This is a genomic window from Streptomyces sp. NBC_01460 (assembly GCF_036227405.1).
Lineage (GTDB): Bacteria > Actinomycetota > Actinomycetes > Streptomycetales > Streptomycetaceae > Streptomyces.
On record NZ_CP109473.1, the window covers coordinates 1,496,313 to 1,508,363 of the forward strand.

The following is a 12,051-nucleotide window of genomic DNA, read 5'->3' on the forward strand; positions in this document are numbered from 1 at the left end:
CCCCTTTTACGGATTCCGGCCCACCCGCTCCCGCTGATTCCGGCCCGGGTCCGGTCACGGATCGAGGTCGTCCGCCGCGCGCTCGTCGAAGACCCGCATGGCCTTGGCCGTCACCGGCCCCGGGGCGCTTGCGAGCTCGCGCCCGTCGACGCGGTGGACGGCCTGGATGTCCCGGAGCGTGGAGGTCAGGAAGATCTCGTCGGCCCGCTCGAGCACGTCGAGCGGGAGGTCCGTCTCCTGCGCACCCGTCCACTCCACGGTGAGGGCACGGGTGATCCCGGCGAGGCAGCCCGAGGCGATCGGCGGGGTGTGGATCCGGCCGTCGAGGACGACGAAGACGTTGGATCCGGTGCCCTCGCAGAGCTGTCCGACCGTGTTGGGGAAGAGCGCCTCCGAAGCGCCCCCCTCATGGGCACGCGCGAGGGCGATGACGTTCTCGGCGTACGAGGTGGTCTTCAGCCCCGTCACCGCGCCGCGCTCGTTGCGCGTCCAGGGGACGGTGACCACGGCGGTGCTGTCGGGGCGGCGCGAGGTCTCCCCCATCGCGACGACCAGGGTCGGGCCCGCGTCGCCCCGGTCGGAGCCGAGCGGCGAGAGGCCTCCGGTGTAGGTGACGCGGAGCCGGCCGAGCTCCATGGGATTGCCCTCGACCACGGCGGCGACCGCACGGCGGACCTCGTCGCGGTCGGGGTCGGCCAGGCCCAGCCCCCGGGCCGAACGCGTCATCCGGTCGAGGTGCCGGGTGAGGGCGAACGGCCGGCCCCCGGCGACCCGGACCGTCTCGAAGATGCCGTCCCCCACGGTCAGCCCGTGATCGAGGACGGACAGCCGGGCTTCATCGGCGTCGTACAGTCCGCCGTTGACCCAGATCCTCATGACGCGGTCCTTCCTGTTGCCTCGTGTGCCCCGTGGACGCCCGACGCTACAGCGAGCAGCCGTGACGCCTTGAGCTCGGTCTCCGCCCATTCGCGTGCCGGGTCCGACCCCCAGGTGATGCCCGCCCCGGTACCGAAGCGGAGGAGGGGGCACGGCCCGGTCCGGTCGATCCAGAAGGTCCGTATGCCCACGGCCAGCTCCGCGGCGCCCCGGTCGGCGTCCACCCAGCCGACAGCTCCGCAGTACGGCCCGCGGGGGGCCGTCTCCAGCGCTTCGATGATCCGCAGCGCGCTGGACTTGGGCGCGCCGGTGACGGAGCCGGGCGGGAACGCCGCGGTGAACAGCTCCGGCCACCCCGCGCCGTCGGCGAGCCGTCCGCGCACGGTGGAGACGAGGTGGACCAGCCCCGGGTGCTTCTCCACCGCGCAGAGGTCGGGAACGCTCACGCTGCCGGGCTCGCAGACCCGGCCCAGGTCGTTGCGGACCAGATCCACGATCATCACGTTCTCCGCGTGGTCCTTCTCCAGCAGATCGTCCTCGGTGCGCCCCGTGCCCTTGATCGGACCGGATTCGACGGTCCGCCCGTCGCGTGCGAGGAAGAGCTCGGGGGACGCGGTGGCGATCTCCACGCCGTGCTCCGGGAGCCGGAGCGTTCCCGCGTACGGGGCGGGGTTGCCGCGGGCGAGCAGGGCGGTGAGGGCGTCCACGTCCGCCCGCGGGCCGGGCAGCGGTGCGGACAGGACCCGGCAGAGGTTGGCCTGGTAGACCTCGCCGGCCGCGATGTGTGCACGGATCCGCCGTACGCCGGCCATGTAGGCGCCCTCGTCGAGTGAGGACGTCCACTCCTCCGGGGCCGGCCCCCGCCAGGCCCCGGGCACGGGGAGGGGGACCTCCTCGGAGCGGACCGATGCGAAGCGGGCGCAGACCAGAGCACCCTCGAAATCGGCAGATACCGCCCAGAAACCGGACGATTCAAGGGCCGCCGGGTCGCTGGTGACGTCCCGCAGACCGGAGGCCACGAGGCCGCCGAAGCGGGCGAGGGGGGTGAGGTCGCGCACGTGACCGAGTCTAGGGCGGTACGCGGTGACCTGCGGCGGGCGGCGTCGGCGCAGCACGCTGCGCAAACGCGTTTTTGTGCTGGCCCGGGAATCCGCTAGAGTTCAACACGTCGCCGGGACGCGCAAGCGGAACGGGAAAGACAAGCGGACGTAGCTCAGTTGGTAGAGCGCAACCTTGCCAAGGTTGAGGTCGCCAGTTCGAACCTGGTCGTCCGCTCGCAGAAGGTGGGGGATCTTCCCGAACCCCCATCCCTGGTGGAGTGGCCGAGAGGCGAGGCAACGGCCTGCAAAGCCGTCTACACGGGTTCAAATCCCGTCTCCACCTCCAAGGACGATTAGCTCAGCGGGAGAGCACTTCCCTGACACGGAAGGGGTCACTGGTTCAATCCCAGTATCGTCCACCGGTCCGCAAGGATCCCCGCGCGATTAGCTCAGCGGGAGAGCGCTTCCCTGACACGGAAGAGGTCACTGGTTCAATCCCAGTATCGCGCACGCAGTACACGCAGGGTCACCCTGCGCGATTAGCTCAGCGGGAGAGCGCTTCCCTGACACGGAAGAGGTCACTGGTTCAATCCCAGTATCGCGCACCGTCCGAAACCCCCGGTCGTCTCGACGACCGGGGGTTTCGTCGTGTGCGGTGCCCGTCGTGTGGTGCGGGTCAGCCGGTGAAGAGCTGGGTGGCCTTGCGGGCGAGCTCGTAGAGCCCGTAGCCGAACGGCACGGCGACCCAGAGCCAGGCGAACACCATGAGCGGCTTACGACTGCTGGTGGACACGGGGGCTCCCTTCCGGTGCCTCGTGGAAACGTGGGTGGACCGGGCGTATGCACTCGTTGGCGACGAAGCCGACGACGAGCAGTCCGATCATGATCGTCAGTGAGGTCGTGTAGAGGCTGGGGCCGCTGTGTCCGGCGCGCTCCCCCGCGTCCGCGACCCGGTTGACGATGAGCGGACCGAGCACCCCGGCCGTGGACCAGGCGGTGAGCAGACGGCCGTGGATGGCTCCCACCTGGTACGTGCCGAAGAGGTCGCGCAGATAGGCGGGAGCGGTCGCGAAACCGCCGCCGTAGAAGGACAGGATCACGAGCGCGCAGCAGATGAAGAGCGGCTTGGAGTCGTTGCCCAGCTGCGCGATGACCACGTACATGAGCGCGCCGACGCCGAGGTAGACCCGGTACATGTTCTTGCGCCCGATCAGGTCCGACGTGGAGGACCACAGGAGGCGTCCGCCCATGTTGGCGAGCGAGAGCAGGGCGACGAAGCCGGCCGCCGCGGAGACCGAGACCGGGGCGGAGGTGTCCGCGAAGAAGTCCTGGATCATGGGCACGGCCTTCTCCAGGATGCCGATGCCCGCGGTGACGTTCATGCAGAGGACCACCCACAGGCACCAGAACTGCGGGGTGCGCAGGGCGTTGCGGGCGGAGACCTGGGCGTTGGTGACGAGCCTCCGGGTCTCCTGCTTCGGCTCCCATCCCTCGGGCAGCCAGCCCTCCGGCGGCACCCTCACCAGGAAGACGCCGAGCGCCATGAAGGCGGCGTAGACGACGCCGTGGACGAGGAAGGCGGTGGCGATGCCGGAACGGTCCGCGCCGAAGCTCTCCAGCATCCCGGTGGACCAGGGCGAGGCGATGAGGGCGCCGCCGCCGAACCCCATGATGGCGATGCCGGTCGCCATGCCCGGGCGGTCGGGGAACCACTTGATGAGGGTGGAGACCGGCGATATGTAGCCGATGCCGAGGCCTGTGCCGCCGATGAACCCGTAGCCGAGGACCACGAGCCAGTACTGGCCCCAGGCGGCGCCGAGCGCGGCGACGAGGAAGCCGGAGGAGAAGCAGACGAGGGAGACGAACATGGCCCAGCGGGGGCCGTTGCGTTCGACGAGGGTGCCGCCGAAGGCGGCCGAGAGGCCGAGCATGACGATGCCCAGCTGGAACGGGAGGGCGCTGGCGGTGCCCGAGAGGCCGAGGGCGGATTCGAGCGGGGGCTTGAACACGCTCCAGGCGTAGGCCTGTCCGATGGAGAGGTGCACGGCGAGCGCGGCGGGCGGCACGAGCCAGCGGCTCCACCCCGGGGGCGCGACAGTTCGGGACCTGTCGAGGAAGTTCATGGCTCCGCACTGTAGGCATCAGCCATGGCCATGACTAGATCATGAACGGAAGTCCGTCGACCGTATGCACTGCGGGTCCGGGCGCCGGGCCCGGACCCGCCCTGCGGCTGCTCCGCCCGGAGGACCGGTCAGGAGCTGAACAGCATCCGGCCGAAGCTCTTCTGACGGTGGTGGCCTCCGTAGTGGCCACCCTGGTGCGGTGCTCCCCAGGCGGGCGCCTGCTGTGCGGGGTAGGCCTGCGGCGCGGGCGGCGCGGCGGGGTACGCCTGCGGAGCGGGCGGGGCCTGCTGGGCCCACTGCGACTCCAGGCGGGTCAGGGACTCCAGCTCGCCGTAGTCGAGGAATATCCCGCGGCAGCCACTGCACTGCTCGATCTGGACACCGTTGCGGTTGTACGTGTTCATCTGGGCGTGACACTTGGGGCACTGGATCATCGGGTCGGCTCCTCAGTCGTGACGACGTCGCCGGATGCATGCCCGGCGGCGAGGACTTCACCCTACGACGCGGGTTCGGACACCAACTCGGGCGGGAGGGACGCAATTCGGGCACATGCGTCGATCATCAACTGTTCCACCTCATCCGGACTGCGCTCCTCCGCCACGGATTTCGCCAGGGCGAGGGCGGCCGTCTGCACGGTGAGCGCCCGCGCCGCGACGTCCAGCTCGGGCCATGGATCCCCCTCGGCCCGCACGGCCGGGCCGCCGGCCGCCCGGTAGGCCCCGAGGAAGCGCAGCCAGATCTCGGGCGGCAACAGCCCTGCCGCGTACCAGGCGGCGGGGCGCGCGAGGTCCCAGGCGGGGTCGCCCAGACCGGCGTCGTCGATGTCGATCAGCAGCCAGGGTCCCTGCGGCGCGGGGTGCCGGACCAGTTGGCCGAGGTGCAGGTCGCCGTGGCAGAGGTAGCCGTCACGGTGCCCAGGCACCGGTTCCTCGCCGCGGGCCCAGCCCGGCAGTCCCCGCCACGCGGCCAGCACGGGGGCGACGGCCGGATCGCCGGGGCGGGCGGCGCGCATCCGCGCGACGGCCCGTACGGCCTTGACCGGTCCTCGCATCGGCGGGAGCGGATGCGGCGGCGGGGTGCGGTGCAGCCGGGCGAGGAGGACGGCGGCCTCCTCCCACGGGGCGGCGCCGGGGTCCGAGGGGTCGACGGGCGCGCCGTACGGCCAGAGGCTCACGACGCGGCCCTCGGCGCCCGCGTGCGCCCCGTCGGAGGTGGGGAGCGGCTGGAGCAGGATGCCCGCCAGGCGGGGGGACGCGGCCAGGGACAGCCGGGCCGCGAGAGCGGGGGTCTCGGTGTCGGGGGCGTGGGCCTTGGCGACGACGTGGCCGCTGCGCACCACGGTGCCGTCGGGCCGGTCGGCGAGCACCTGGGGCGGGGCGCACACGCACACCGCCGCGCCCACGTGGACGCTGCCGTGCGCGAGGTCGCCGAGCGCGCGGACGACGGGGGTGGTGGTCATCGGCTCGGCTCCCTCCGCGGTGATGGGCCGGCCCCCGCGGCGGGCCCCGGCCGTGATCGTACGCGGCCGCTCCCCCCGGGCCTCGTAGGCGGCTGATCCCGGCAGGCCTGGTGGGTGGGCACGGCCCGCCCGGCGGGTGGGCGTCTCCGGCGCCGGGTGGACGCGCCGCTCCCCCGGGTGGACACGCGGGACGGTCCGGGCGGCAGGGGGCGTGAGGGGCTCGGGAAAAGGGCCCGGACAGCGCGATGTCCGGCCAGCTCCCCAGCTGGCCGGACAAACGCTGCCGCCCGCCGCACCCCCGTCCCCACGGGGCTGTTGGCCGGATGTCCCGGTCCGGACCGCTCTTCCGGACCCGGGGCGCCGCTCAGCGCCCCAGCATCACGCCCACGGACGACGCCTGTGTGACCACTGCGTCCCAGCCGCCGAAGACGACGACCAGCAGGGCCGCCAGAGGAAGAACCATGGCCGTCGCCACCAGCGGGTGCCGCGTGCCGGACGGACGCACGCCGAACGAGGCGTACGCCTTGCGCTCCCGCGTGCGGATCATGGTCCGCGTCGCCGTGTCCGCCATGGTTCCTCTCCTGACCTGTTCCGGAGCGGCGGGCGTATGGCCTCGGGGGACGAGTTCCACGCCCGCCGCTTGACCTCAACACTAGGGAGACGGGAGCCGCCCGGCGTCATGCCCGCGTACCGAATGCCGGGCCTCCCGGAGGATGAGCCGGCCCCCTCCGGTGTACTCCCCTGGGTGGAGAAACCGTGTCGGGTGCGGCACCCGGCACCTAGGGGGTGCCCCTCAAGACCCGTCCCGGGTCAGTCCTTCCCGTCCGCCATGGCGAGCAGCCGGTCGAAGACGGCCGGGTCGGCACGGACACCGTCGTGGGCGTGATCGGGGGTGACCCAGGTGCGCAGCCCGCGGACGGCCCCGGCGGTGGCGAGGGACTGCTCGCGGTCGACGTACATGTCGTCCTGGTAGACGGCGGCCACCACCGGGACCTCGTTGGCCGCGAGCCGGGGGAGGTCGTAGAGGGCCGGCCAGTCGGTACGTGCGGCCAGGGCTTCCGCGGTGCCGCGCAGCGGGACGAGTGCGGGGTCCTCCTCGAACTGCCAGGGGTAGACCATCTCGCCGGTGAAGCGGACCGGGCCGCCGGGCCGGGCGTCGAAGGCGGGGAACTCCTGGCGGACGCGGTGCGCCGACCAGGCGGTGGGGCGGGACCCCTGGGCGTAGATCGGCTCGTGGAGCGCCGCGTAGAGGGGACGTTCGGCGAAGGACACGGCGGCGTCCACGCCCCGCAGGAAGGTGTCGGTGAGCTCGGGGCCCCGGGCTCCGTCGGTGAACGCGGTCTCCAGGAGGTAGTGGAGCGAGTCGAACTTCGCCGAGGTGCCGAAGGTGATGCCGAGCGTCTGGAAGCGGCGCACCGTGAGCCGTTCACCGGTCGGCATGCGGACGTCGTGCGCTTCCAGGTGGGCGGCGACGGCGTCGGCGATCCGCTGGTCGGCCGGATAGCGGGCGAAGTAGCGCTCGTTGTGGGCGAGGGTGCGGGCGTAGGCCGCCCGGTACACGTCGTCGGCGTGGCCGGTGAGCGTCGGCAGGCCGCCGGTGATGTAGGCCTGGGTCAGCCCTTCGGGCGCGAGGCTGAGGTAGGTGAGGGTGGCGAAGCCGCCGAAGCTCTGCCCGAGGACGCTCCACGGCTGTCCGTCCTGGAGGTACCGGCGCAGCAGTTCGGCGTCGCGGACGATCGAGTCGGCCCGGAAATGGCCGAGATGGGCGGCGGCGGCCCGGTGGTCCGTGCCGAACCGGGCGAGGGTGGTCCGGTCGGCGGGGGTGGAACGGCCGGTGCCGCGCTGGTCCATGAGGACGACGCGGTGTCCGGCGAGCGCACGGCGGAGCCAGGCCCCCGCCGCGTTCGGCCGCTCGGCCCGTCCGCCCGGTCCGCCCTGGAGCCAGAGCAGCCGGGGCAGCTTCTCGTGCTCCCGGCCCTCGGTGACCACCTCACGGGCGAACAGACCGATGGCCGGGCCGTCGGGGTCACGGTGGTCGAGCGGCACGTCGAGGGTGTGGTCGGTGCAGACCAGGCCGCCGTGGCGGTAGGTGACGGGCGTGGGCATGGGCGCTCCTTGTCGCGGGAGGGGGCTCGTCGGGGCGTGCCGGGGGCACGCGCGCGGAGGGCGGCGGCGGGCAGGCTCCGGTGCCTGCCCGCCGCCGCCCCGGTGCTCAGTAGCCGGCGACGCCGAGGTCGCGGCAGATCTCCACGAGTTCGGGGTGCACGTAGCGCCCGTCCTCCTCGATCGCGACACCGTCCAGGTAGATGGACGGGCCGAGCACGCTGCCGTCGGTGTGCGCGGCGGCGACCCAGGGTTCGCCGCCGATCCAGGCGCCCTTCGTGCCGATGCCGAGCTCCACGCAGCCGAAGACGCGTTCGTCCTCGACGATGCGGCCCGTGGGGGCGAGCACGCCCGGGTTGAAGCCGAGGGACCAGTGGGCCACGCGGAACATGTTCGGGTCGTCGAAGGACTCCATCCAGCGGCGGAAGGTGTCCGCGTCGGCGCCGCCCTCGATCGTGGTGACGACGCCCTTCTCGACGGTGCAGCGGACCGGCGAGCGCAGCAGGCCGATCTCGTCCGGCGGCCAGAGGGCGCCGTCGAAGACGAGGACTCCGTCCTGGGTCTCCTCCAGCGGGTTCCAGGAGATCTGGCCGGAGAGCATGACCGTCTCGCCGGGCTTCTCGGCGGGCTTGCCGCGCAGGTTGATCGGGCGGTCGCCGTTGCGGCCGACGAGGTCGGTGCCGTTGGCGGAGGTGATGCGCACCTCGTCGGCGGCCTCGAGGAGCGCGACGAGGGCCTTGCCGAGACGGATGACGCCCTGGAAGTCGGGGCGTCCGACCGTGGCGACCAGCATCTGGACATCCATGGCGGTGAGGTTGGTGTAGCGGCAGCCGTTGGCCATGGCGGCGCGGAAGGCGTCGGAGTGCATCAGGTACGACACGGCGAACTCGATCCACACGTCGGCGTCCGCGATCGCTCCGGCCACGGGGCGGGGCGGCTCCATCGAGGCGCCGGGCAGCGTCTCGTACCAGACGACGACGGGGTGGGCGCCGGCGGCGGCGACGGCCTGCGCGGTGGCTTCGAGCACCCGGCGGTCGCTGCTCGTGTCCCCGGTGAGGACGACGTGCTCGCCCGGCTTGACGAGCATGACCTCCTCGACGAGCTTGCGTGCGGCCAGGGCCAGTTCGAAGCTGAGGTACTCGGGACGCGGTTCGAGCCTGCTGTACATGTCCACGGTGGGGGTTCTCCTTGCCTTGCGGGTGGTGCGGGGTGGTGCGGGTGGTGGCTTGAGGGGTCAGGTCCTGAGGATCTGCGCGGAGTCGCCGAGCGAGCTGCCCGCGATCACTCCGGCGCCGATCAGGTTGAGCTCCTCGTCGGCCGCCGGGCCGCGCAGCCTGCGGTAGACGACGCGGACGGCGAGTGCGCCGAGGACCAGCCAGCAGGCCTGCGGGGTCAGGATGAGGAGGCCGGTGGCGAGCATGACGCCCATCTGGCGCCGGGTGCCGCCGATCAGCTGGACGGCCGCGCCGGGGACGGCCCAGAGCAGCATGGTGCGCACCGCGTCGGGGTCGCTGAGGCCGCTCCTGATCGTGTCGGCGTACACCTTGGCGACGGGCGGGACGAGGCCCTGCCCGAAGTAGGAGCGCCAGGCGAGGGCGACGACGGCCAGGGCGACGCCGAAGCCGATGAGCGCGGCCAGGAACTGCTGGCGGCGGCCCTCGCGCTCGTACGGGTCCCAGGGGCGGTGGTCGCGGCGGAGCAGCCAGCCCGCCTTGAGGTCGTAGCCCATGTCGGCGAAGGCCGGGCCGGTGGCGGAGACGTACCCGATGAGGAGGGCCAGTGGTACGGAGGGGATGCCCATGGCGAGGCCGAGGATCAGGAAGATCAGGGTGACCGCGAAGGACGGGAACCAGCCGGACTGCATGGCGGCGAGGCCGACGATCAGCTCGTGGACCAGTGCGGCGAAGGCGGCGAACAGGACCCAGCCGACGATCCCGAGCGGGCTCATGTCGCCGACGATCCCTCCGAGTACGGCGAGCACGACGGCGCCCGCGGTGAACAGCGCGTAGCCGCGGACCAGGGCGAGCCGCAGGGCACGCTCGTCGACGGTGTACTCGACGGTCGGGTCGGTCACGACGCGGGTGGCCGCCGACCCCTGGTCCTCCTTCTGCTTCTTGCGGGCGCGGCGGCCGACCAGCATGTGGACGGCCTGCCCCAGGGCGACGATCCCGGCACCGACCATCACGCCGTGCGGGATGAAGCCGGCCCCGAGGTCGGTGTCGAAGAGGTCGGGGCTGTACTGCCTCAGCATCAGGCCGATGCCGAACATCATCAGGGCCCAGACGTTGCCCAGGAAGGCCACACCGGCGGCGGAGAGCGGCAGGCTCAGGAGCGTGCCGGCGAGGCCGACGGCGGTGCCTCCGGCGAGGATCAGCGCCCGGCGGCCTCCCCGGTCGCCGGCCTTGATGGTCTCGGCGGCGGCCGTTCCGGGCGGCCACGGGGCGTCGGCCGGCAGCAGCCTGGAACCGAAGGCCCGGTAGAGCACCCAGGCGTCCACGACCAGGCCGATGAACGATCCGGCGAGCATCGGCCAGACCAGGTCCTGCCGCCCGAAGACGTACGGGATGGCCACGGACGTCAGCAGCGCGTTCGCCGAGGCGAAGGTCGCGGCGGAGATGGCGCTCTGGGCGAGGTTCTGGCGGTGCACCGAGCGCATCCGGCGCAGGAACCCGAGCGGGATGCGGCCGATGAGCATGGCGACGAGCGCGCCGACGACCGAGGTGTTGGCGGAGATGCCCAGCTTGGACACCAGGTCGATGCCGATCACGGCGCCGACGGCGGCGAGCACCACCAGGACGGCCAGCAGCACGGGTTCGAGGACCCGTGGATGGGCCCCGGTGTCCTCGGGACGGGATCCGGACGGCGGCGGTGCGTGGTGCGGGGCGGAGGCGTGGTGCGCCACGGGGCACCCCCTTCGGTGAGCAGGGCTGGGGAGGCGCTGTCCCCCATCGGTGCGCGGGCAGGGCGGGGCGCACCGGCGGCGCGGGGCGCCGCGGGGTCGAGCGGTGGGCGGTCGGGGCCGGTTCAGCCGCCGAGCGCCGCGGAGATCTCCGCGGCCCCGGCGCGCACCAGCGGTACGAGGGTGTCGACGGCCCGGTCCACACGGTGGGAGGGGCCGATCACGGTGAGGGAGGCGGCGACGGCGCCGCCCTGGAGGACCGCGGCGGAGACTGCGGTGACGGCTTCGTCGTACTCGCCGTAGCTGACGCAGTGCCCGTCGGAGCGGACCTGGGCGTAGCAGGCGAGCAGCGCGTCCAGGTCCGTGATGGTGCGGTCGTTGAAGCGGGCGAGTCCCGTCGGGCCGAACATCTGCCGGATCTCGCGCTCGGGGTGGTACGCGAAGAGGGTGTGGCCGGACGCCCCGGCGTGGCCGGGCATGACCGCTCCGATGATGGCGGTGTAGCGGACGGGACCGGTTCCGTCGACGGCGGCGGCGCAGCGGTAGCTGGAGCCGTGCGGGACGTTCAGCACGATGCTCTCGCCCGTCTCCCGCAGCAGCCGGGCCAGTATCGGGCGGGCGAGGGAGGGCAGGACACCGCTGTGTTCGCCGACCCGGGCGAGCCGGGAGAGAGCGGGGCCGGGGCGGTAGCGGCGGCTGGTGTCGTCGCAGATCAGGAACCCGCGGGACGTCAGGGTGGTGAGCAGCCTCTGGACCACCGCCTTGTCCCAGCCGTGGTGGCGGGCGAGTTCGCTGACGCCCCACTCGGGGCGCTGCTCGGTGAAGGTGAGCAGGACGGCGAGGGCCCGGTCCACGGTCTGGAGGACGCCGGGCGCCTGGGGTGCGGCTGCGACCGGGGTGGTGTCGGCGCCGTGGTCCGCCATGGGTCCGGCCTCCTTCGTTCCGTACGGGTGGTTCGTGCGCCGGGCCGGCGGCCTGACGACTCGGTTCGGTGCGGAAATCGCAACGCCGTTGCGTTTTCTGGCGAAAGGATGCGGGCGCGTCGACCAGGTGTCAAGGGTGTTCCGGAGATTCACCGGGGGTGGTCCGGCGGGGCGGCGGGGGCACGGGCCGGGCCGGCGGCCGGACCGGGAGACGTCGTGGCCGGCGGCGGGGCGCACGCCTCCACGCGCGGGGTGGGCGGAGGCGTGCGGCAGTGCGAAGACCCCCGGCGCCGTGGAGGCGGCCGGGGGTCTCGCGCGCTGTCAGAAGGTCAGGCCGTCCCGGAGGAGCGCTCGGAGGCGTCCTCCCGGGGGACCGGCTGTTCGACCAGGGCGAGCACCCTGGTCGCCATGAAGCGGGCGGTACGGACAACTGATCCACTTCGGGTGACTTCACTCACTTCCACCACACCTCTGCGGACCGCTGTCTCCACCCGGCGGCCCGCCCTGGAGGCCACCACCTCGTACGTCCTGGTCGTGTCCCCGGCGTCCACGACTATTTCCACACGATCGCCCTTCACTGATCCAATCCCCCTTCTGCGACGGTCCTTTGAGATCTCGCACGGGCCGG

The 12,051-nt window shown here is 72.7% G+C and carries 12 protein-coding genes and 5 tRNA genes; 5 read left to right on the plus strand and 12 right to left on the minus strand.

Annotation, left to right across the window (positions count from 1 at the left end; translation table 11 throughout):
• Nucleotides 1–54 precede the first annotated feature (54 nt).
• Together OG488_RS06570 and OG488_RS06575 are read right to left on the minus strand one after the other, a co-directional pair.
• Nucleotides 55–876, minus strand: a complete 822-nt coding sequence (locus OG488_RS06570; protein ID WP_329226785.1) for an aminotransferase class IV — start codon at nt 874–876, stop codon at nt 55–57.
• Nucleotides 873–1,934, minus strand: a complete 1,062-nt coding sequence (locus tag OG488_RS06575) for a chorismate-binding protein (RefSeq protein WP_329226787.1) — start codon at nt 1,932–1,934, stop codon at nt 873–875. The genes OG488_RS06570 and OG488_RS06575 overlap by 4 nt, the downstream gene beginning before the upstream one ends.
• Before the next feature lie 144 nt (nt 1,935–2,078).
• Between OG488_RS06575 and OG488_RS06580 the strand changes: the two genes are divergently transcribed.
• The 5 genes from OG488_RS06580 to OG488_RS06600 all read left to right on the plus strand — a co-directional run bounded on the left by OG488_RS06580 (nt 2,079) and on the right by OG488_RS06600 (nt 2,521).
• Nucleotides 2,079–2,151: transfer RNA gene (locus OG488_RS06580), tRNA-Gly, on the plus strand.
• Nucleotides 2,152–2,188: 37 nt separating this feature from the next.
• Nucleotides 2,189–2,262: transfer RNA gene (locus OG488_RS06585), tRNA-Cys, on the plus strand.
• Between the two features lies 1 nt (nt 2,263).
• Nucleotides 2,264–2,335, plus strand: a tRNA-Val gene (locus tag OG488_RS06590).
• Between the two features lie 19 nt (nt 2,336–2,354).
• Nucleotides 2,355–2,426: transfer RNA gene (locus OG488_RS06595), tRNA-Val, on the plus strand.
• Nucleotides 2,427–2,449: 23 nt separating this feature from the next.
• Nucleotides 2,450–2,521 (plus strand) — tRNA-Val (locus OG488_RS06600).
• A gap of 71 nt (nt 2,522–2,592) precedes the next feature.
• Here OG488_RS06600 and OG488_RS39230 read toward each other — a convergent pair.
• The 10 genes from OG488_RS39230 to OG488_RS06645 form a co-directional block, all read right to left on the minus strand.
• Nucleotides 2,593–2,682, minus strand: coding sequence for an MFS transporter small subunit (locus OG488_RS39230; protein ID WP_443074275.1), 90 nt, complete (start codon nt 2,680–2,682; stop codon nt 2,593–2,595).
• Between the two features lie 7 nt (nt 2,683–2,689).
• Nucleotides 2,690–4,039, minus strand: a complete 1,350-nt coding sequence (locus OG488_RS06605; protein WP_329226789.1) for an L-lactate MFS transporter — start codon at nt 4,037–4,039, stop codon at nt 2,690–2,692.
• 128 nt (nt 4,040–4,167) lie between these two features.
• Nucleotides 4,168–4,473 carry a TFIIB-type zinc ribbon-containing protein gene (locus OG488_RS06610; RefSeq protein ID WP_329226791.1) on the minus strand — a complete coding sequence of 102 codons (306 nt, stop codon included), beginning with the start codon at nt 4,471–4,473 and terminating at the stop codon, nt 4,168–4,170.
• Between the two features lie 62 nt (nt 4,474–4,535).
• Nucleotides 4,536–5,498, minus strand: coding sequence for an aminoglycoside phosphotransferase family protein (locus tag OG488_RS06615; protein WP_329226792.1), 963 nt, complete (start codon nt 5,496–5,498; stop codon nt 4,536–4,538).
• Nucleotides 5,499–5,862: 364 nt separating this feature from the next.
• Nucleotides 5,863–6,069 (minus strand): hypothetical protein, encoded by a 207-nt coding sequence (locus tag OG488_RS06620; protein WP_329226794.1) that lies wholly within the window; start codon nt 6,067–6,069, stop codon nt 5,863–5,865.
• A 239-nt stretch (nt 6,070–6,308) separates the two neighbouring features.
• Nucleotides 6,309–7,604, minus strand: coding sequence for an alpha/beta fold hydrolase (locus OG488_RS06625; protein WP_329226795.1), 1,296 nt, complete (start codon nt 7,602–7,604; stop codon nt 6,309–6,311).
• A gap of 106 nt (nt 7,605–7,710) precedes the next feature.
• Nucleotides 7,711–8,769, minus strand: a complete 1,059-nt coding sequence (locus OG488_RS06630) for a hypothetical protein (RefSeq protein WP_329238467.1) — start codon at nt 8,767–8,769, stop codon at nt 7,711–7,713.
• Between the two features lie 66 nt (nt 8,770–8,835).
• Nucleotides 8,836–10,503 (minus strand): OPT/YSL family transporter, encoded by a 1,668-nt coding sequence (locus OG488_RS06635; RefSeq protein WP_329226796.1) that lies wholly within the window; start codon nt 10,501–10,503, stop codon nt 8,836–8,838.
• A gap of 122 nt (nt 10,504–10,625) precedes the next feature.
• A complete protein-coding gene (locus tag OG488_RS06640) occupies nt 10,626–11,423 on the minus strand; it encodes an IclR family transcriptional regulator (protein ID WP_329226798.1) in 798 nt (265 codons plus the stop codon).
• A gap of 329 nt (nt 11,424–11,752) precedes the next feature.
• The gene (locus OG488_RS06645) at nt 11,753–12,001 is read right to left on the minus strand and encodes a hypothetical protein (RefSeq protein WP_329226799.1); all 249 of its coding nucleotides are present in this window, start codon (nt 11,999–12,001) and stop codon (nt 11,753–11,755) included.
• Nucleotides 12,002–12,051: the final 50 nt, after the last annotated feature.

What these genes read in the sequence shown, in the direction of transcription:
- OG488_RS06570 (WP_329226785.1), bottom strand. Translation starts at nt 876, where the DNA reads ATGAGGATCTGGGTCAACGGCGGACTGTACGACGCCGATGAAGCCCGG.
- OG488_RS06640 (WP_329226798.1), bottom strand. Translation starts at nt 11,423, where the DNA reads ATGGCGGACCACGGCGCCGACACCACCCCGGTCGCAGCCGCACCCCAG.
- OG488_RS06605 (WP_329226789.1), bottom strand. Translation starts at nt 4,039, where the DNA reads ATGAACTTCCTCGACAGGTCCCGAACTGTCGCGCCCCCGGGGTGGAGC.
- OG488_RS06615 (WP_329226792.1), bottom strand. Translation starts at nt 5,498, where the DNA reads ATGACCACCACCCCCGTCGTCCGCGCGCTCGGCGACCTCGCGCACGGC.
- OG488_RS06630 (WP_329238467.1), bottom strand. Translation starts at nt 8,769, where the DNA reads ATGTACAGCAGGCTCGAACCGCGTCCCGAGTACCTCAGCTTCGAACTG.
- OG488_RS39230 (WP_443074275.1), bottom strand. Translation starts at nt 2,682, where the DNA reads ATGGTGTTCGCCTGGCTCTGGGTCGCCGTGCCGTTCGGCTACGGGCTC.
- OG488_RS06620 (WP_329226794.1), bottom strand. Translation starts at nt 6,069, where the DNA reads ATGGCGGACACGGCGACGCGGACCATGATCCGCACGCGGGAGCGCAAG.
- OG488_RS06625 (WP_329226795.1), bottom strand. Translation starts at nt 7,604, where the DNA reads ATGCCCACGCCCGTCACCTACCGCCACGGCGGCCTGGTCTGCACCGAC.
- OG488_RS06610 (WP_329226791.1), bottom strand. Translation starts at nt 4,473, where the DNA reads ATGATCCAGTGCCCCAAGTGTCACGCCCAGATGAACACGTACAACCGC.